Origin of the sequence: Variovorax beijingensis (genome assembly GCF_007828835.1) — a bacterium.
Classification (GTDB): domain Bacteria; phylum Pseudomonadota; class Gammaproteobacteria; order Burkholderiales; family Burkholderiaceae_C; genus Variovorax; species Variovorax beijingensis_A.
This window is the reverse complement of the sequence record NZ_VIVL01000002.1, coordinates 763,223-782,628: the sequence shown is the minus strand read 5'-3', so window position 1 is coordinate 782,628 and position 19,406 is coordinate 763,223. Positions and strand designations below refer to the sequence as shown.

Genomic DNA, 19,406 nt, shown 5'->3' with positions numbered 1-19,406 from the left:
CGTCAGCTCATCGCGAGCTGCTGCAGGCCCTTGGCGCGCGCCACTTCCATTTCGCGCGGCAGCGTGACCGCGTTCTTCACGGCCAGGATCTCGGCCATCACGCTCACCGCGATCTCGGGCGGCGTCTTGCTGCCGATGTAGATGCCGATCGGGCCGCGCAGCCGCGCGAGCGATTCGGCGGTCTGGCCGAAGTGCTCGATCATGCGGGCGCGCCGCGCCTCGGCATTGCGGCGCGAGCCGATCGCGCCCACGTAGAAGGCTTCGCTCTGCAGTGCCTCGAGCAGTGCGAGGTCGTCGAGCTTGGGATCGTGCGTGAGCGCCACCACGCAGCTGCGGCGATCGGGCTTGAAGGCCAGCACCGCATCGTCGGGCATCTCGGTCGTGATCTCCACGCCGGACAGCGTCCATGCGGTGCGGTATTCGGCGCGCGGGTCGCACAGCGTCACGGCAAAGCCGCTGAACCTGGCCATGGTCGCAAGGTATTCGGCGAGCTGGCCGGCGCCGATCAGCAGCATGCGGTATTCGGGGCCGAAGGTGTTGGTGAGCTCGGTGTCGTTCACCTTGAGTTCGTCGGGCGCGGTGGCTTCGGCCAGGCGCACGGCGCCGGTCGAAAGCGTGACGGTGCGCTGCATGAGCCGGCCCTGCTCGAGCTGGGCCACCAGCGTATCGAGCGCGGCCGCGTCGGGGTCGTATTCGAGCAGCAGCTCCAGCGTGCCGCCGCAGGGCAGCCCGAAGCGGTGCGCCTCGTCGGCCGTGATGCCGTACTTCACGAGCACGGGCGGCGCGCCCAGGGGTACCTGTTCGCCGTTGCCGTGCGCATGGCTGTAGCGCGCGATCAGGTCATCCTCGATGCAGCCGCCGGAGACCGAGCCCACCACGGCGCCGTCGTCGGCCAGCGCCATGATCGAGCCGACCGGCCGCGGCGAGGAGCCCCAGGTGCGCACCACGGTCGTGAGCAGCGCGCGCTTGCCGGCACGCCGCCAGTCGCGCAGCGTGCGCAGCACCATGACGTCGAGATTTTCCATTGCCTGATCCGTTCCTAGCCGGCGTCGCCCGGTGCGGCGGACGCATCCTTGTCGTCCTTCTTGCCGAGCCCCATCTTCTTCATGAGGCCGGACATCATGCCGGCCTTTTCCGTGGGCGCCTCGGCCGCTTCAGCGGCGGCCGGCGGCGGACCGTAGCGGCTCTGCATCTCGGCCTCGAAGCGCTTGAAGAAATCGTCGGCGGTCGACTTGGCGGCGCCATCGATCAGGCGCTGGCCCAGTTGCGCGATCTTGCCGCCGACCTGCGCCTGCACGGTGTAGTCGAGCTCGCAGCCGGCCGGCGCCGGCGCGGCCTCGGCGGCGCCGTCCAGCGGCCGCAGCGTCACGCTGGACGAACCCTTGGCAAAGCCCGCCACGCCGCCCTGCCCCTCGAAGCTGAGCTTGTAGCCATCGGGCGCCACGATGTCCGACAGCGCGACCTTGCCGCTGAACTTGGCCGACACCGGGCCGATCTTGACCGCCAGCGCCACGCTGTACTGGTTGTCGCCCGTGAGTTCGAACTTGTCGCAGCCGGGAATGCACTTCTTGAGCGTCTCGGGATCGTTGAGCGCCTCCCAGGCCTGTTGTTGGGTGACGCCGAGGCGGCGGTTGCCGAGCATTTCCATGGTGGTTTTCCTTTTTTCCTTCCGTGAGGCACTAGCGGCCGGACCGCATGAGGGCGGCAAGGCTGGCGGCCAGCTGTTCGAGGGCACTGAGATTGTGGACCGCCAGCATCGCATCCGCATGCCGGTGCAGCACACTGGCCCCACGCGCCAAAGGGGCGTAGCCCTCGAAGCGCAGCAGCGGGTTGAGCCACAGCAGGCGGCGCGAGTGGCGCTTGAGCCAGAGCAGCTCGTTTTCGAGCAGCGCCGGCTCGCCGGTGTCGAGTCCGTCGCTGATCACCAGCACCAGCGTGCGGCGGCCAGTCAGGCGGCGGGCGTTCGCATGGCGAAGCTCGGCCAGCGAACTGCCGAGCCGCGTGCCGCCTGCGAAATCGTCGATGGCCAGACCGGCGGCCGCCAGCATCGCATCGGTGTCGGCCAGCCGGAAGGCCGGTGTGAGGTCGGTCAGGCGGGTGCCGAAGGCGAACACGTCGCGCCGCCCGGCCCGCCGCGTCGACGCATGCAGAAAGGCCAGCAGCAGCCGCGCATAGCGTTCCATCGAGCCCGACACGTCGACCAGCACCAGCAGCGGCAAGGGCTGCTCGCGGCGGCTCAGCTTCGGCAGGCGAAGTATTTCGCCCCCCGTGCGCGCCGCTTCGTGCAGCACGCCAGGCCAGTGCATGCGCGCATGCTGCGAACCTGCATCGTTGGCCGCGCGCAATCGGCGCGACGGCAGCGAAGGAATGGGCAAGGTGACATCGCGCGCAAGGCGTTCCACCAGCCGGTACTCGGACGCGCCCAGCGCATTGAAGTCGGCATGTTGCAGGCGCTGCCGATCGCTCGATGTCATGGCGGCATCGAACTCGACCTCCTTGTCGGGCTTGGCAACCGCGGCCGGGCGGGCGGGATCGCGCGGCGCCGTGAGGGCCTCGCGCACGCGCGGGCGCCGCTTCGAGGGCTCGGCCTTGCCCTCGGCGCTCGGGAGCATCTGCGCGAGCAGCTTGTTGGCGAGTTCGGGGTCGCGGAACCAGGCGTCGAAGAGCTCGCGGAACACCATGCGGTCCTGCTCGCGGCTCACCATGACGGCTTCCATGGCGGCGCTCAGGTCGAGCCTGCTTTCCACGCCCACCAGCGTGGCCGCTTCGGCGGCCAGCGCAATGCGCATGGCATCGGTGCGAACGCCGGCGCGGCGCAGCGCGCGGCCGAAGGCCGTGATGTTGCCGGCCAGCTTGCCGCTGCGTACGTCGCCGAGTTGCTGGATGCCGGCCATGCGGGCGCCTCGACCGTCGGCCGCGCTCAGGGCGCGACCGGCTCCTCGGGTTTCAGCAGCTCCGATGCGAGCTCGTGCGTGAGCGCTGCCACGTCGTCGCGCTGCTTGAACAGGATGCCGGCGGTGTCGACCACCACTTCGGGATCGAGCTCGACGGTGTCGAGCGCGATCAGCGCCCTCGCCCACTCGACGCTTTCGGCGATGCCGGGCGCACGCTGGAAGGCGTTGACGAAGGGCGCATCGCGCAGCCGCGCCACGAACGCGGCCACCTGGGCCGAGAGCTTCTCGCCGGCCTCCGGCACCTGGGCCCGCACGATGGCCAGTTCGCGTTCGCGCTCCGGATAGTCGAGCCAGTGGTAAAGGCAGCGCCGCTTCACCGCGTCGTTGAGCTCGCGCGTGCGGTTGCTCGTGAGGATGGTGACCGGCGGCACCACAGCGCGCACGGTGCCGAGCTCGGGAATGCTGACCTGATACTCGCCCAAATATTCGAGCAGGAAGGCTTCGAAGGGCTCGTCGGCGCGGTCCACTTCGTCGATCAGCAGCACGGCGCCGGGCGCGGGCGTCTGCAGGGCCTGCAGCAGCGGGCGGCGGATCAGGTAGTGCGGCTGGTAGACCTCGGCCTCAATGTCTCGTACAGCACCTGCGGCTTCGGCCGCGCGCATGTGTAAGAGCTGCGCGGCGTAGTTCCATTCGTAGAGCGCCTCGCGCTGCTCCAGCCCGTCGTAGCACTGCAGGCGCAGCAACTCGCGGTTGAGCGCGGTCGACAGTGCCTTGGCCAGCTCGGTCTTGCCGACACCGGGCTCGCCCTCGAGCAGCAGCGGGCGCTGCAGCCTGAGCGCGAGGAACACGGCCGTGGCCAGGCGGCGGTCGGCAAAGTAGCCGGCCTGCATCAAGCCTTCGGAGAGGGAATCGATGGTCGGGAAGGTCATGGCGAAGCGTAGCGGAAGACGCGGGGGTGTCGCGCCTTCCGGCCTGCGAGCGGCGGTGCTGTCTCGTTCAGCCCAGCGCCTTGGTGACGGCGCGCTGCGTGAGCACGCTGATCAGGTTGGCACGGTAGGCCGCCGAGGCATGCAGGTCGCTGTTGAGCTCGCTCGCGTCGATCTTCACGGCCGCGGCGGCTGCCGCCGTGAAGCTCTTGTTGAGCGCATCTTCGAGCCCCGCGTGGCGGAACACGCCGTTGCCCGCGCCGGTGATGGCCACGCGCACGCCGCCGTCGAACTGCGCAAGGAACACGCCGACGAGCGGAAAATTCGATGCCTTCTGGCGCAGCTTCTCGTACACGGCGCGCTTCGGAATCGGAAAGCGGATGGCGGTGATCAGCTCGTCTTCTTCCAGCGCCGTGGTGAACAGCCCCAGGAAGAAATCGTCCGCAGCGATCTCGCGCTTCGAGGTGATGACCGTTGCACCGGAACCGAGCACCGCGCTGGGGTAGCAGGCGGCCGGATCGTTGTTGGCCACCGAGCCGCCGATGGTGCCCATCGCGCGCACCTGCCGGTCGCCGATGCGCCCGGCCAGGTCGGCCAGCGCAGGGAAGGCGGCTTTCACGTCGGCATTGTTGGCCACGTCGAGGTGGCGCGACATCGCACCGATGGTGATCGTGCCGGCGTCCTTCCTGATGCCGGTGAGCTCCTTGATGCCGCCGAGGTCCACGAGCTGCTCGGGCGCCGACAGCCTGAGCTTCATGGAGGCGAGCAAGGTCTGGCCGCCGGCCAGCGGCTTGGCGCCCGCTGCAACGAGCTTGGCCGCGTCGGCCACGGTGGCCGGCCGTTCGAGTGTGAAGGCGTACATGGTGTGGGTTCCTTCGTTGTTCTAGTGGGAGGCGGCCGCCTGCATCGCTTCCCAGACGCGGCTGGCCGATGCGGGCATGTCGAAGTCCTTGACGCCCAGCGGCGCCAGCGCGTCGAGCACGGCGTTGATCACGGCCGGCGGCGAGCCGATGGCGCCCGCCTCGCCGCAGCCCTTGGTGCCCAGCGGGTTGTGCGTGCACGGCGTGCACACGGTGTCGAGCTTGAACTGCGGAAAGTCGCCGGCCCTGGGCATGGCGTAGTCCATGAAGCTGCCGGTGAGCAGCTGGCCGGTCTCGTTGTCGTACACGCAGTTCTCGAGCAGCGCCTGGCCGATGCCCTGCACCAGCCCGCCGTGCACCTGGCCCTCGACGATCATCGGATTGATGATGGTGCCGAAGTCGTCCACCGCGGTGAAACGGTCCACGCGCACCTCGCCGGTCTGCTTGTCGACCTCGACCTCGCAGATGTAGGTGCCGCCCGGGAAGGTGAAGTTGGTGGGGTCGTAGAAGGCGGTTTCGTTCAGGCCGGGCTCGAGCTTGTCGAGCGGGTAGTTGTGCGGCACGTAGGCCGTGAGCGCCACCTGGCCGAACGGGATCTTCTTGTCGGTGCCCTTGACCGTGAACTCGCCGTTCGCAAACTCGATGTCGGCATCGCTCGCCTCCATCAGGTGCGCGGCAATCTTCTTGGCCTTGGTCTCGATCTTGTCGAGCGCCTTCATGATGGCCGCGCCGCCCACCGAGATGGAGCGCGAGCCGTAGGTGCCCATGCCGAAGGGTACGCGGCCGGTGTCGCCATGCACCACGTCGACGTTGTCCACCGGAATGCCCAGGCGCGCCGCCACCACTTGCGCAAAGGTGGTCTCGTGCCCCTGGCCATGGCTGTGCGAGCCGGTGAACACCGTCACGCTGCCAGTCGGATGGACGCGGATCTCGCCGCATTCGAACAGGCCGGCCCGCGCGCCCAGCGCCCCGGCGATGTTCGACGGCGCGATGCCGCAGGCCTCGATGTAGCTCGAGTAGCCGATGCCGCGCAGCTTGCCCGCGGCCTCGCTGGCCGACTTGCGCTGCGCATAGCCTTGCACATCGGCCAGCACGCGGGCCTTGTCCATGCAGGCGTGGAAGTCGCCCGTGTCGTACTGCAGCGCCACCGGGGTCTGGTAGGGGAAGGTGGTGATGAAGTTGCGCTTGCGGATCTCGTCCTGGCCCAGGTTCATTTCCCAGGCGCAGCGCGACACCAGCCGCTCGAGCAGGTAGGTGGCCTCGGGCCGGCCCGCCCCGCGGTAGGCATCGACCGGCGCGGTGTTGGTGAACCAGGCATCGACCTCGACGTAGATCTGCGGCGTGGTGTACTGGCCCGCGAGCAGCGTGGCGTAAAGGATGGTCGGCACTGCGGTCGAGAAGGTCGACAGGTAGGCGCCGAGATTGGCGTCGGTGTGCACCCGCATCGCGAGGAACTTGCCGTCCTTGTCCATCGCCATTTCGGCGTGGCTCACATGGTCGCGGCCGTGCGCGTCGGACAGGAAGCACTCCGAGCGCTCGGCCGTCCACTTGATGTTGCGGTTGAGCTGCTTGGCGGCCCAGGTCAGGCACACGTCCTCCGCATACAGGAAGATCTTGGAGCCGAAGCCGCCGCCCACGTCGGGCGCGATCACGCGCACCTTGTGTTCGGGCAGCCCCAGCACGAAGGCCGTCATCAAGAGGCGCTCGACGTGCGGGTTCTGGTTGGACACATACAGCGTGTAGTCGTCGGTGCCGCGGCTGTAGCTGCCGATGGCCACGCGCGGCTCGATCGGGTTGGGCACCAGCCGGTTGTTGACGAGGTCGAGCCTGGTGACGTGCGCGGCATTGGCAAACACCGCATCGACGGCGGCCTTGTCGCCCAGCGCCCACTTGTAGCACTGGTTGTCGGGGGCCTCGTCGTGCAGCGTGACGCCGCTTGCCTTTTTGGCGGCATCGGCCACGCTCACCACCGCGGGCAGCACGTCGTAGTCGACCACCACGGCTTCGGCCGCATTCTTGGCCTGCTCGACGGTCTCGGCCACCACCATGGCCACATGGTCGCCCACGTAGCGCACCTTGTGGATCGCGAGGATCGGGTGCATCGGCTCCTTCATGGGCGTGCCGTCGGGGTTGTTGATGAGCCAGCCGCAGGGCAGGCCCCCCATCTTCCCCTCGATGTCCTTGCCGCTGAAGATGCCGACCACGCCGGGCATCTTGAGCGCCTCGGCGGTGTCGACCGACTTGATGACGGCGTGGGCGTGCGGCGAGCGCACGAAGACCGCATGGCTCTGGTTGGCCAGCGTGATGTCGTCGGTGTAGTTGCCCGCGCCGGTCAGGAAGCGATAGTCTTCCTTGCGCCGCAGCGCTTCGCCGATGTGGGGCAGGTTCGAGAAGTCGGAGGCACCCATGATGTTGCTCCCTTCACGCCGTGGCGGTGGTCTTGACCGGCGTGCCCGAGGCCATGGCCTCGCCGCCCATCTGCACGGCCTTCACGATGTTCTGGTAGCCCGTGCAGCGGCACAGGTTGCCGTCGAGCAGTTCGCGGATCTCCGATTCGCTCGACTTGGGATGGTGGGTGCACAGGTCGATGGCGCTCATGACCATGCCCGGGGTGCAGAAACCGCACTGCAGGCCATGGCATTCCTTGAAGGCCGCCTGCATGGGGTGCATGGTGCCGTCGGGCTGGGCGATGCCCTCGATGGTGGTGATCTGCGCGCCGGCGGCCTGCCCGACCAGGATGTTGCACGACTTCACCGCGCGCCCGTTCATGTGGACGGTGCATGCGCCGCACTGGGCGGTGTCGCAGCCGACATGGGTGCCGGTCAGGTGGAGATGCTCGCGGATGGCGTGCACCAGGAAGGTATTGGGGGGTGCGTCGACCGTGGCCGGTCGGCCGTTGACCGTGAAAGCTACCTGCATTTGGCTGTCTCCGTTGAAGGTGATGGCTGGTTCAGCGAAAGGCATCTTGGATGCCGGCCCCGTGCACTATCCTAGGCAAAACCCTCGACGCTTGCGCAGCGCGTACGAAATTCTCAAAATGAAACAACTTGCGGCCCCGGCAAGTCTGAAAAAACCGCCCCACCCGAGCGAACCGACCCGATGTCCGCCTCCATCGTTGCGCCCCTGCCCGAACGTTCCGCCGCCATTGCGCAGGCCCGACGGGAGCTGATCCACGGCGAAGCCCCCCGCTCGCGGGGCGCGGCGCGCATCGAGCCATGGATCCTGCGTTCCTGGGAGCGCTGCCTGCAGGCGGGGCGGCAGCCGCAGCAGCGGATCAACTTCGAACCGGTGGCCAAAGCGGCCGAGCGCGAGGCGTCCGAGCGCAACCGCGCGCTGGTCCTGGCGGCCCGGCCGGTGATCGAGCGGCTGTCGCGCGCCATTGCCGACACGCGCTACTTCGCCGTCCTGACCGATGCCGAGGGCATCGTGGTCGACGTGGGCCCGCTGCCCGACGGCACCGACACCGACAGCCGCTACGCCCGAAACATCGCGCGCGTGGGCGTCGACCTGTCGGAGCGCGCGGTCGGCACCAGCGCGATCAGCACCGCGCTGGCCGAGCAGGAATCGGTGTGGCTGCACCGCGGCGAACACTTCTTCGAGGACACCAGCATCTACAGCTGCGCCGGGGCGCCGCTGTTCGGCCCGCGGGGCGACTGCATCGGCATGCTCGACCTGACCGGCGTGCAGGCGGTGGAGCGGCCGGAGCTGCGGCACCTGGCCACGCTGTCTGCACGCAGCATCGAGAACGTGCTGGTGCTGAACCAGCCCTGCGAGCTGCGGCTGCATCTCTCGTGGCCGGGCTGCCCGCGCGGCGAGGCCACCGACGGGCTTCTGTGCATCGACGCCGACGGCACCGTTGCGGGCGCCAATGCCGCGGCGCGCCAGATGCTGCACCAGCCGCTGGCGCGTGCCCAGCACGCGCTGCACTGCAACGACCTGTTCGCAACGCCGCTGGACATGCTGTTCGATGCGGCCCGCCGCGGCGACGCCGTGCTCGAGGTGCCGCTGTGGTCCGGCCTGCGCGTGCAGGTCCGGCCCCAGCGCGGCGGCAAGAGTCCGGCCGTCGCGGTGGCCGAAGCCCGGCCGCGGCTGCGCGACGTCGAGGCTGCCCTGATCCGCAAGGCCGTGGCCGACGCCCGCGGCAACGTGGCCGAGGCCGCGCGCACGCTGGGCATCAGCCGCGCCACGGTCTACCGCAAGCTGTGGCGCGGCCGTGCTTCCGGCTCCGCGGACTGAAGCCCGTTCAGGCCCCGACCGGCACCTTGTCGAGGAAGCCGGTCACCGACTGCAGCCTGCCGGCATCGAGCCGGGCGAAGTCGGTGCCCTGGATCAGGTCTTCGGCGCCGCTCGGGCCCAGGGTCCACGAGAAGCGCAGGTTGTCGCCGTGCGCCTCGGGCGTACCGAACAGGTTGAAGCGGAAACCCGGATAGCGCTGCTGCACGGCCCCGATCAGCGCGCCGATCTGGTCGCGGCCGTTGGCCTGCGCCAGCGGGTCGGCGTAGTGCGCATCGGCCGTCCAGGCGGCTTCGATCAGCTGGGCGCGGCGCGCGGCATCGGTTTCGTTCCAGGCCGCGATGTAGCGTTGGGCAATGGCGGCGGCGTCGTGTGCGGCGGTGTTCATGATGACCATTTCCTTTCGAGGGTTCGGCCCGCAACATCGCGGGGTGAAGGAATGGTCGCGCCGGGCGCGCGCGGCGTCGATGACCTCGCAGGTCATGGCCTCAGTTCGCCGATGCGTTGGGAAAGAACAGCTGCTCGCCGCCGATCTTGTAGGCCGCGATGGTCTGCTGTCCGGCCGGCGAGATCACCCAGTCGACGAACTTCTGCGCACCCTTGCTGTTGAGCGAGGGAAATTTCGCCGGGCTCACGACCATCACGCCATACTGGTTGAACAACCGCTTGTCGCCCTCGACCAGCACTGCCAGGCCAGCGCGGTTCTTGAAGCTGAGCCAGGTGCCGCGGTCGGCCAGCACGTAGGCGCCCGACGAGGCCGCGATGTTCAGCGCCGGCCCCATGCCGCAGCCGCATTCCTTGTAGCCCGTGCCCTTGCGCTCGTTGGGCACCGGCTGCCCCGCCTCGGCCACGCCGGTCTGCGTCCAGAGGCGGCGCTCGGCCGCGTCGGTGCCGCTCTTGTCGCCGCGCGACACGAAAGGCGCATTGGCGGCCGCGATCTTCTTCAGCGCGGCGACGATGTCGCCACCCTTCGCGCCGACCGGGTCGACCTGCGGCCCCACGAGCACGAAGTCGTTGTACATCACCGGGTAGCGCCTGGCGCTGAAGCCCTCGGCCACGAATTTCTCCTCGGCCGCGGTGTCGTGCACGAACAGCACGTCGGCATCGCCGCGCTTGGCCATGTCGATGGCCTGGCCGGTGCCCACCGCCACCACCTTGACATCGATGTCGCTCGCTTTCTTGAATGCCGGCAGCAGGTGCGAGAACAGGCCCGATTGCTCGGTGGACGTGGTCGAGGCCATGGTGATGGTCTCGGCGCGCGCGGCACCCACGGCCAGGAAGAAAACGGCCACGGCCAGCGAGGCGCGAATGCCCGTGCTTGCGCGGTGCTGCTTGAGAAACAGGTTCATGCCAACTCTCCTTTAACGAACAGGCGGGCCTCCTCCGGCAGGGGCCCATGGAAGAAATCGTGGACGGGCAGGTCGGCCAGCACGCGGCCGTGCTCGAGGTAGACCACGCGGCTCGCGAGCCGCTTGACCTGCCCGAGGTTGTGGCTCGCGAACACCAGCGTGCGGCCGGCGGCGGCTTCGGCGATCAACGCCTCGACCTCGCGCTTGGCGGTGGGATCGAGGCTGGCCGTGGGCTCGTCGAGCAGCAGCACCGCCGGATGCAGCGCCCAGGCGCGCGCCAGCGCCACGCGCTGCTGCTGGCCGCCCGAGAGGGCACGGGCGTTGCGCTCGGCCAGGTCTTCCAGGCCAACGCGCGCCAGCGCCGGAATGGCGGCGCGGCGGGCATCGCGCCAACGCATGCCGCGCAGCCACAGCGCCAGGGCCACATTGACCGTCACCGAGGCGCGCAGCATGTGCGGGCGCTGGAACAGCATGGCCTGCTGCCGGCGCGGCGCGGCGCTGGTGAAGCTCCCTGCCGCATGCGGCACCAGGCCGTGCAGCAGCCGCAGCAGCGTGGTCTTGCCGCTGCCGTTGGCGCCGATGAGCGCCACGCGCTCGCCGGCCGCGATGGTCAGCGTCGCGCCCTGCAGCGCCGCCACCCGCCCCAGGCGAACGTCGACGCCATAGAGCGCGAAGACGGTGGCATCCACGCTCGCGAGCTGCGCGTGTTCGTTCACGGGCGCGCCTCCGGCCGCCACCAGACCGCCATGCCGCCTGCGCCGCCCCCGCCGTCGACCCGTTCGCGCCAGCCGCGCACGGCGGCAATCGCAAGGTTGAGCACCAGCACCACGCCCAACAGCACGATGCCCAGCGCCAGCGCCAGCGGCAGGTCGCCCTTGCTGGTTTCGAGCGCGATGGCGGTGGTCATCACGCGCGTGAAGCCGTCGATGTTGCCGCCCACCACCATCACCGCGCCCACCTCCGATACCGCGCGGCCGAAGGCGGCGATCAGCACCGTGAGCAGTGCGTAGCGCTCGTCCCAGACCAGCAGCAGCGCCCGCACCAGAGGCTTGGCGCCGAGCGAGCTCAGCTGCTCGCCATGCGCGCGCTCGGCATCCTCGATGGCCTGGCGCGTGAGCGCCGTCACCACCGGCAGCACCAGCACCGTCTGCGCCAGCACCATGGCCTTGAACGAAAACAGCCAGCCCAGGAAGCCGAGCGGGCCCGAGCGCGACAGCAGCAGGTAGATGACCAGCCCGACCACCACCGACGGCAGCGCCAGCAGGGTGTTCAGCAGCGTGAGCAGGCCGGCGCGGCCGCGAAAGCGCGCCACGCCCAGCCAGGCGCCCAGCAGCAGGCCCAGCCCGCAGGCCAGCACGCAGGCGCTGGCGCTGACCGCGAGCGAACGCCCGACGATGGCCAGCAGCACCGGTTCGCCGGACACGAGCAGCTGCCAGGCCGCGACGGCGCTCTGGGCAAAGGTGTTCACGCGGTGGGCTTCATGGATGGAAGCGCCGGAGTATCGGGGTGTACCTCCAATTACCTATGCAATTTTTTGCATAGGTAGACCCGCCACCTTCGGTTCAGATCGCGTCGAGTGGAAACACCGGCCTGCGGACCCGGGAAAACGGGAACAGGCCGTAGTCCGAACTGGTCACGCCCGGGCTGTCGCACTCGATTAGCGCGGCGGAAAGCGGCTCGAACACCGGCCGGCAGTACATGCGCGACTTGAGCAGCAAAAAACGTTCCTTGCGCGGATCGAGCCCCGCGCATTCGAACACGCCGATGTCCCAGGGCTCCTGCGTGCGCTCGGTCACCACGATGCGCGCCGGCCCGATGTCGAACAGCACCGTGCGGCCCATGCTGCTGCGCTGGCCGGTGTAGGTGGGGCCGGTGATCACGTATTCGCCGTTGCCGATGGTGCGAACCGTGCCGGTCAGCGTCACGGGCTTCTTCGACAGGCCGATGCCTGCCAGCGACACCTTGTTGCCGAGCGCCACTGTCACCTTGGCGCCCTCGCCCGCCGCAACCAGCGCGGCCACCGCCTCGGGGTCGCACAGCGGCCCCACGCCGATGCCGTCGAGCCCCTGCGCCAGCGCCTCCTGCAGCACGTCCATGGTGTCGCAGCTGCCGCCCGACATGCAGTTGTCGCCATGGTCGAGCAGCAGCACCGGGCGCGTCGCGCCGCCGGCGATGGCCTTGGCCCGCGCGATCGACTCGGCCAGCGGCTCGCTGCGGTAGATGAACGCCTCGCGCTCGTCCCACATCTGCCTGGCGATCCGGTCGGCCGTGGCCTGCGCGCGCTCGGGCGATTCGGCATCGACCACCACCACGCTCATGCAGGGTGCCTCGATGTCCGACAGCGAGAAGCCGGCAAAGATCGACGCCGCAAGCGACTCCGATGCTTCGGCCGCGCGCGCCGCCTCGATGGCGCGCTGCATCGCGCCGGTGAACGAGGCGCTGCGCAGCGTGTGCGCCATCAGCGGCAGCGGGTGCCAGCGCATCGCCGGCCTGCTGCGCCCCGCGAGCAGGTCGAACAGCAGGCGGCCGGCATGCTCGCCGGTTTCGTACATATCGACGTGCGGATAAGTCTTGAAGCCGACGATCACATCGGCATTGCCGACCATCGCGGGCGTGACGTTGGCATGCAGGTCGAGCGCCACGCCAATGGGCACGCCGGGCGCCGCGGCACGCAGCCGCACGAGCAGGTCGCCTTCGCCGTCCACGCTGTTCTGCGCCACCATCGCGCCGTGCAGGTCGAGCAGGATCGCGTCGCAGCCCGGCGCCGAATCGACGATGCACTGCGTGAGCGTGGTGTAGGCTGCGGCATCGACCGGCCCGCTCGGATTGGCCGAGGCCGACACCGGCGTGACCAGCGTGGCGCCGGCCTGCTCGGCCAGGTCGATGAAGGCGGACATCGCGGTGCGCATGCCCTTGTTGTCGCGATAGGCCTGCTCGCCGAACGTCGGGCCGTCAGGGCCGAAGGCCGCGAGCGGCGTGGGCACCGGCGAGAAGGTGTTGGTCTCGTGGTTGAGCCGCGCAATCAGCACCTTCATGACGACGCGACTCCCGCGCTTTGCAGCATCGCCTGCAGCAGCACATTGCAGCCGGCCTCGAGATGGCCGGGCTGCGCATCCTCGATCTCGTTGTGGCTGATGCCATCGAGGCAGGGCACGAAGATCATGGCCGTGGGACACACGCGCGCGAGGTAGACCGCATCGTGGCCCGCGCCGCTGATCACGTTCATCCAGGTCATGCCCTGCGCCTGCGCGGCCTCTCGAATGGCCGACACCAGCGCGGGCGTGAAAGGCTGCGGGGGGAAGTAGACGACCTGCTCCACCGTTGCCTCGACCTTGCCCTTGGCGGCGATGCGCTGCACCGCCTCTTTCAGCTCGGCGTCCATGGCCGACAGCACCACGTCGTCGGCCGCGCGCAGGTCGACGCTGAGCTTCACGCGGCCCGGGATCACGTTGCGCGAATTCGGATAGTTGTCGATCCAGCCCACGGTGCCGCGCGCATGCGGCGCATGGGCCAGCGCGATGCGGTTGACCTCGATCACCAGTTCGGAGGCCGCGAGCAGCGCGTCCTTGCGCAGCTCCATGGGCGTGGGGCCGGCATGCGCTTCCATGCCCTGCAGCACCACGTCGTACCAGCGCTGGCCGAGCGCGCCCTCGACCACGCCGATCACGCGCTCGTTGGCCTCGAGCACCGGCCCCTGCTCGATGTGCGCCTCGAAATACGCACCCACGGGCGATGCTGCGGCCGACGCCGGCGCGCTGCCCGCATAGCCGATGGAAGCCAGCGCCTCGGCCACGCTGATGCCGTCGTTGTCGCGCTGCGCCAGCGCATGCTCGAGCGTGAAGGCATCGGCGAACACGCCCGAGCCCATCATCACGGGCACGAAGCGCGAGCCCTCCTCGTTGGTCCACACGGCAATCTCCAGCGGTGCCTCGGTGACGACCTTGGCATCGTTGAGGCTGCGGATCACTTCCAGCCCGGCCAGCACGCCATAGTTGCCATCGAACTTGCCGCCCGTGGGCTGGGTGTCGATGTGGCTGCCGGTGACCACCGGCGGGCGCGTGTTGTCGCGGCCGGCGCGGCGCGCAAAGATGTTGCCGATCCGGTCGACGCGCACCTCGCAGCCGGCTTCGCGCGCCCAGCGGCTGAAGAGATCGCGGCCCTGGCGGTCGAGTTCGGTCAGCGCGATGCGGCAGACGCCGCCCTTCTCGGTGGCGCCGAGCTTCGCCAGTTCCATCAGCGAGCTCCAGAGACGGTCGCCGTTGATGCGCAGTTGGGTGGTTGAGTTCATGGCTTTGCAAAAAGAAGAAGGAATGCGCGAAGCCTCAAGCAAGGCCCACGCCCAGATAGCGGTCTTTCACATCGTGGTCGGCCATGAAGGCCGCATTGCCGGCCTCGTGCACGATCACGCCCTGCTCCAGGATGTAGTGGCGGTCGGCCAGCTGCACGCAGACTTCCAGGTTCTGCTCGACCAGCAGGATGGCCACGCCGGCCGCCTTGATGGTCTTCAGTTGCGCGACGATTTCCTCCACGATGACCGGCGCGAGCCCTTCGACCGGCTCGTCGAGGATCAGCAGCCGCGGATGGTTCATGAGCGCGCGGCCGATGGCCAGCATCTGCTGCTCGCCGCCCGAGAGCTGGCCGCCGCCATTGCGGCGCCGCTCCTTCAGGCGCGGGAAGATGCGGTAGATGTCGCCCAGCTGCCAGGGCGAATCGCGGCGCTGGCCGAGCAGCAGGTTTTCTTCGACCGTGAGCAGCTTGAAGACGCCGCGGTGCTCGGGCACCAGGCACACGCCGCGCGTGGCGATGCGGTGCGGCGGCAGGCCCGCAATGTCCGCGCCCTGGAAGCGCACGCGGCCGCCGGTGGGCATGACCGCGCCGGCAATGCTCTTGAGCGTGGTCGACTTGCCCGCGCCGTTGCGGCCCAGCAGCGTGACCAGTTCGGCCTCGCCCACCGTCATCGACACGCCCTGCAGCACGTGGCTCTTGCCGTAGTGCGCGTGCAGTCCTTCGACTTCGAGGATGTTCTTCCCGCTCATGCCTTGCCGCCTGTGATCATGTTGCCCAGGTAGGCCGTGCGCACGCGCGCATCGGACCGGATGTCGCCCGGCAGCCCTTCGGCCAGCACGCGGCCCAGCTGCATCACGGTGACGGTGTCGGAAATGTCCATCACGATGTTCATGTTGTGCTCGATCAGCACCACGGTGTGCGCATCGCGCAGGCCGCGGATCAGCCGCTTCATGTCGTCGAGGTCGTCGATGCCCATGCCCGAGGTCGGCTCGTCCAGGAAGATGGCCTTGGGTTTCGCGGCGAGCGCCATGCCCACCTCCAGGCGGCGCTGCTGCCCGTGCGACAGCTCGCTCGCCGGCACGTCGGCCAGCCGTTGCAGGCCCACGCGTTCCAGCACCTCGGCCACCGTCTCGGCGCAAGCGCGCTCGCCGACCGGTGTGCGCCAGCAGTTCATGGCCTGGCGCGGCGCGATGCCCTGCGCCGCCACGCGCAGGTTCTCGCGCACCGGAAGACTCGCGAACAGGCTGGTCACCTGGAACGAACGCGCCATGCCCCGCTGCACGCGCTTGTGGTCGGGCTCGTGCGTCACGTCGTGGCCGTCGAACAGGATGCGGCCGCCCGTGGTGGTGCCGGTGCCCGTGAGCATGTGGAACAGCGTGGTCTTGCCGGCGCCGTTCGGCCCGATCACCGAGTGCACGGTGTTGCGCTTGATCTTCAGGTCGACCCCGCCGAGCGCGGCGAACTTGCCGTAGTGCTTGGTGACGCCGATGGCTTCGATGAGGATGGGTTGCGTCATGCTTTTTCTCCCCGCGCGCCGGGCACGGCCGGCGCGGAAGGCGGCGCCTTGCGGAACACGCGGCGCCATGCGCTTTCTCCCAGGCCCCAGAGGCCGCGCTGCATGCCGATGCTCACCGCAATCAACATCAGCCCCAGCAACAGCAGCCAGCGCGGCCACAGCGTGGAGAGCCAATCGGCCAGCAGCACATAGAAGGCCGAGCCCAGCACCGAGGCAAACAGGTTGCCGGTGCCGCCGATCACGGTGATGACCAGGATCATCTCGCTCGTGTGGTACTCGGCATTCGACAGCGGCGCGATGCCGGTCATCATGGCGTGCAAGCCGCCCGCCAGGCCGGTGACGGCGCCCGAGATCACGAAGGCCAGCAGCTTGAAGCGCTTGAGGTCGTAGCCCACCGCGGCGGCGCGGTCCTCGTTGTCGCGGATGGCCAGCAGCGTGCGGCCGAAGACCGAATCGGTCACGCGCAGCAGCAGGCCGAAGGCGATGAGGAACATCACGGCCACGAAGGCGTAGTACTTCCAGGGCGTGTCCATGAAGGCGGGGCGCGGCACGTCGAGCAGCCCGTTGTCGCCGCCCGTGAGCCCCGAAGCGGTGTAGGCCACGAAATAGAACATCTGCGCGAAGGCCAGGGTCAGCATCACGAAGTAGGTGCCGCGCTGGCGGATCGCGACCCAGCCGACCACCGCCGCACCAAGCGCGCCCATGGCGATGGCCGCAAGCAAGGCGAGCGGCATCGGCAGCGAAAGCCGCGTGAGCAGGATCGCGATGGTGTAGCTGCCCAGCCCGAAGAAGATGCCCTGCCCGAACGACAGCAGCCCCGTGTAGCCCAGCAGCAGGTTGCAGCCCAGGGCGGCGAGCGCGTAGATGAGCACTTCGCTCGCGAGCGAACCCGAGCGCAGCACCAGCGGCAGGCCCAGTGCGACGACGAGCGCCAGCAGGAACGTGGTTTTCTTGGTCATGGCGACGTTCATCCTCTGCGGCCGAGCAGGCCATGCGGGCGCAGCAGCAGCACGGCTGCCATCGCGATGTAGATCATCAGGCTCGCGCCCGGCGGCCAGATGGTGCTCATGAGGCTCTGCACGATGCCGATCAAGAGGCCGCCGACCAGCGCGCCGCCGAAGCTGCCGAGCCCGCCGATCACCACCACCACGAAAGCGACGCCGAGTGCCTCCACACCCATGAAGGGCTCCGCGCCGCGGATCGGCGCGGCCAGCACGCCCGCCAGTGCCGCGGTGGCCGCGCCCAGCGCGAACACCAGGCTGAACACGCGGAACACGTTGATGCCGAGCAGCGACACCATCTCGGTCGATTCGCTGCCCGCGCGCACCGCACTGCCCAGGCGCGTGCCCTCGAGCACCCACCACAGCAGCACCGCCAGCACGGCGGTGAAGCCGATCACGAACAGCCGGTACTTGGGATAGATGAAGCTGCCCCACATCACCACGCCCTGCAGCAGGTCGGGCGTCGCCACGCTGTTGCCGAGCGGCCCCCAGAACACGATGACGATCTCCTGCACCGCGAGCGCAAGCCCCACGGTCACGAGGATGTGGAACTCGTGCGCCTTGGCATACACGCGGCGCAGCAGCAGCTTCTCGGCCAGCCAGCCGAGCGCACCCACGAACAAGGGCACCAGCACCAGTGCGGCCCAGAAGTCGAGCCCCCACTGCATGGCCTGGAAGCACAGGTAGGCGCCCAGCAGATAGAAGGCCCCGTGCGCGAAATTCACGAAGCGCAGCAGGCCGAACACGATGGACAAGCCAACGGCCAGCAGGAAATACAGCATGCCGATGCCGATTCCGTTGATGGTCTGGAGCAGGTAGACGGTCATAGGGGTGAGTAGTGGTGGCGCGGCCCTCCTCCCTTCCAGGAACACCGCGGAACCGGCTTTGCCGGGCCGCAGGTGTTGCCCCCTGCAAGGGGGTTGGAGGCCACACGCAGTGGGCAAGCCTGGGGGTTAGCCCAATTTGCAGCCGGTCTTGTCGACGGCAAGGAAGGACTTGCCCGAACTCACCACGTCCACATAATCCGCCACGTTCTTCATCTTCGACTTGGCCTTGCCCTTGAGCAGGTAGTAGTCCTTGACGACCTGGTGGTCGGCCTTGCGGATTTCTTCCGTGCCCGTGAGCCCTTCGTACTTCATGCCTTCGAGCGCCGCGATCACGGCCTTCTGGTCCACCGTGCCCGCCTTCACGATGCCGTCGATCAGGATCTTGGTGCAGACATACGAGCCCGCGAGGCTGTAGTTGGGCACGATCTTGAGCTTGTCGGCCGTGAGCTTCACCAGGTCCTTGTTGAGGGGGGTGTCGGCCGTGTGCCAGTACTGCGCGCCGAAGTAGACGCCATCGCACAGGTCCGCGCCCAGCTCATCGAACTGCTCCAGGCCCGAGGCCCAGGCCATGAGGATCGTCATGTTCTTGTGCATGCCGAAGCTCACCGCCTGGCGCAGCGCGGCCGACGACTGCGCGCCGAAATTCAGCAGCAGCAACACGTCGGGCTTGGCGGCCATGGCGTTGGTGAGATAGCCGCTGAACTCCTTCTCGTTGAGCGAGTGGTAGCTGTTGCCCACGTGCTCGATGCCCTTCTCCTGGAAGATGTTCTTCGCCGCGCCCAGGAGGCCTTCGCCGAACACGTACTGCGGCGTGATGGTGTACCAGCGCTTGGCCTTCGGCATCGAGGCGATCAGCGGGCGCACCGTCTGCTCGATGGCGCCGAAGGTGGGCACCGACCAGCGGAAGGTGGCGGGGTTGCAGTCCTTGCCCGTGATCTCGTCGGCACCCGCAGTGGTGATGAAGATGCCGCCGGCCTTCTCGGCCTCCTTGCCCATGGCCAGCGCTTCCGACGACAGGATGCCGCCCGCGAAGAACTTGGCGCCCTGCTGCTGCGAGGCTTCCTGCACCTTGCGAACCGCGGTGGCCGGCTTGCCCTCGGTGTCGAGCACCGTGTAGGCCAGGGGCCGCTTGAGCACGCTGCCGTACTGCTCGATGGCCAACTTCATGCCCAGGTCGGCGAACTTGCCATTGGCCGCAAAGGCGCCCGACATCGGCACCGGGCAGCCGAAACGGATCGCATCGGCCGATTGGGCGAAGGCGGCGCGGCCGGCCAGCAGGGAAGCGGGAGCGGCCGACAGGGCGGCGAGCTGAAGAAGGTGTCTGCGTTGCATGGAATTCTCCGGACGTGGGATGGGAGGTAAGAGAAAGGGCTGCCTGAGATTGGCAACGAATTTAAGCGGATAAATAGGATTAATATGCTGGTAAAAACCCGCTAGCAATGCCCGTGCCAAAATCCGGCAGGCCCGGGCCCGATACCTGCTCAGAGCCCCTCATCACCCCGAAATGACCCTT

At 68.6% G+C, this 19,406-nt stretch carries 19 protein-coding genes; 1 reads left to right on the top strand and 18 read right to left on the bottom strand.

Annotated elements, in window-relative coordinates:
• Positions 1–2 precede the first annotated feature (2 nt).
• From FB547_RS10025 to FB547_RS09995, 7 genes are all read right to left on the bottom strand, one after another.
• Positions 3–1,025, bottom strand: a complete 1,023-nt coding sequence (locus FB547_RS10025; RefSeq protein ID WP_145741773.1) for an XdhC family protein — start codon at positions 1,023–1,025, stop codon at positions 3–5.
• 14 nt (positions 1,026–1,039) lie between these two features.
• Positions 1,040–1,648, bottom strand: a complete 609-nt coding sequence (locus FB547_RS10020) for a CoxG family protein (protein ID WP_145741772.1) — start codon at positions 1,646–1,648, stop codon at positions 1,040–1,042.
• 31 nt (positions 1,649–1,679) lie between these two features.
• The gene (locus FB547_RS10015) at positions 1,680–2,894 is read right to left on the bottom strand and encodes a vWA domain-containing protein (RefSeq protein WP_145741770.1); all 1,215 of its coding nucleotides are present in this window, start codon (positions 2,892–2,894) and stop codon (positions 1,680–1,682) included.
• Positions 2,895–2,920: 26 nt separating this feature from the next.
• A complete protein-coding gene (locus FB547_RS10010; RefSeq protein ID WP_145741769.1) occupies positions 2,921–3,823 on the bottom strand; it encodes an AAA family ATPase in 903 nt (300 codons plus the stop codon).
• Positions 3,824–3,890: 67 nt separating this feature from the next.
• Positions 3,891–4,682 carry an FAD binding domain-containing protein gene (locus FB547_RS10005; protein WP_145741767.1) on the bottom strand — a complete coding sequence of 264 codons (792 nt, stop codon included), beginning with the start codon at positions 4,680–4,682 and terminating at the stop codon, positions 3,891–3,893.
• 21 nt (positions 4,683–4,703) lie between these two features.
• Positions 4,704–7,088: a xanthine dehydrogenase family protein molybdopterin-binding subunit gene (locus FB547_RS10000; protein WP_145741765.1), complete on the bottom strand. Its 2,385-nt coding sequence runs from the start codon at positions 7,086–7,088 to the stop codon at positions 4,704–4,706.
• 13 nt (positions 7,089–7,101) lie between these two features.
• On the bottom strand, positions 7,102–7,599 hold the full coding sequence (locus FB547_RS09995; protein WP_124956916.1) for a (2Fe-2S)-binding protein: 498 nt from the start codon (positions 7,597–7,599) through the stop codon (positions 7,102–7,104).
• A gap of 180 nt (positions 7,600–7,779) precedes the next feature.
• Between FB547_RS09995 and FB547_RS09990 the strand changes: the two genes are divergently transcribed.
• On the top strand, positions 7,780–8,916 hold the full coding sequence (locus FB547_RS09990) for a helix-turn-helix domain-containing protein (RefSeq protein WP_145741764.1): 1,137 nt from the start codon (positions 7,780–7,782) through the stop codon (positions 8,914–8,916).
• A gap of 7 nt (positions 8,917–8,923) precedes the next feature.
• Here the strand turns inward: FB547_RS09990 and FB547_RS09985 are convergent, their stop codons facing one another.
• The 11 genes from FB547_RS09985 to FB547_RS09935 form a co-directional block, all read right to left on the bottom strand.
• Positions 8,924–9,301: a nuclear transport factor 2 family protein gene (locus FB547_RS09985; protein ID WP_145741762.1), complete on the bottom strand. Its 378-nt coding sequence runs from the start codon at positions 9,299–9,301 to the stop codon at positions 8,924–8,926.
• 100 nt (positions 9,302–9,401) lie between these two features.
• Entirely contained in the window at positions 9,402–10,262 is an 861-nt protein-coding gene (locus FB547_RS09980) for a substrate-binding domain-containing protein (protein WP_145741760.1), read from the bottom strand.
• Positions 10,259–10,978, bottom strand: a complete 720-nt coding sequence (locus tag FB547_RS09975; protein ID WP_145741758.1) for a phosphate ABC transporter ATP-binding protein — start codon at positions 10,976–10,978, stop codon at positions 10,259–10,261. Before FB547_RS09975 ends, FB547_RS09980 begins: the two co-directional genes overlap by 4 nt.
• Positions 10,975–11,730, bottom strand: coding sequence for an ABC transporter permease (locus tag FB547_RS09970; RefSeq protein ID WP_145741756.1), 756 nt, complete (start codon positions 11,728–11,730; stop codon positions 10,975–10,977). The genes FB547_RS09975 and FB547_RS09970 overlap by 4 nt, the downstream gene beginning before the upstream one ends.
• Before the next feature lie 94 nt (positions 11,731–11,824).
• Entirely contained in the window at positions 11,825–13,297 is a 1,473-nt protein-coding gene (locus FB547_RS09965; protein WP_145741754.1) for a M81 family metallopeptidase, read from the bottom strand.
• A complete protein-coding gene (locus FB547_RS09960; RefSeq protein WP_145741752.1) occupies positions 13,294–14,550 on the bottom strand; it encodes a Zn-dependent hydrolase in 1,257 nt (418 codons plus the stop codon). The genes FB547_RS09965 and FB547_RS09960 overlap by 4 nt, the downstream gene beginning before the upstream one ends.
• Before the next feature lie 34 nt (positions 14,551–14,584).
• Positions 14,585–15,298 (bottom strand): ABC transporter ATP-binding protein, encoded by a 714-nt coding sequence (locus tag FB547_RS09955; protein WP_145741750.1) that lies wholly within the window; start codon positions 15,296–15,298, stop codon positions 14,585–14,587.
• Complete coding sequence (locus tag FB547_RS09950; protein ID WP_145741748.1) at positions 15,295–16,065, bottom strand: ABC transporter ATP-binding protein; 771 nt, start codon at positions 16,063–16,065, stop codon at positions 15,295–15,297. The genes FB547_RS09955 and FB547_RS09950 overlap by 4 nt, the downstream gene beginning before the upstream one ends.
• Positions 16,062–17,024: a branched-chain amino acid ABC transporter permease gene (locus tag FB547_RS09945; protein ID WP_145741747.1), complete on the bottom strand. Its 963-nt coding sequence runs from the start codon at positions 17,022–17,024 to the stop codon at positions 16,062–16,064. Before FB547_RS09945 ends, FB547_RS09950 begins: the two co-directional genes overlap by 4 nt.
• 8 nt (positions 17,025–17,032) lie before the next feature.
• A complete protein-coding gene (locus FB547_RS09940; protein ID WP_145741744.1) occupies positions 17,033–17,893 on the bottom strand; it encodes a branched-chain amino acid ABC transporter permease in 861 nt (286 codons plus the stop codon).
• Between the two features lie 126 nt (positions 17,894–18,019).
• On the bottom strand, positions 18,020–19,225 hold the full coding sequence (locus FB547_RS09935; protein ID WP_145741742.1) for an ABC transporter substrate-binding protein: 1,206 nt from the start codon (positions 19,223–19,225) through the stop codon (positions 18,020–18,022).
• Positions 19,226–19,406: the final 181 nt, after the last annotated feature.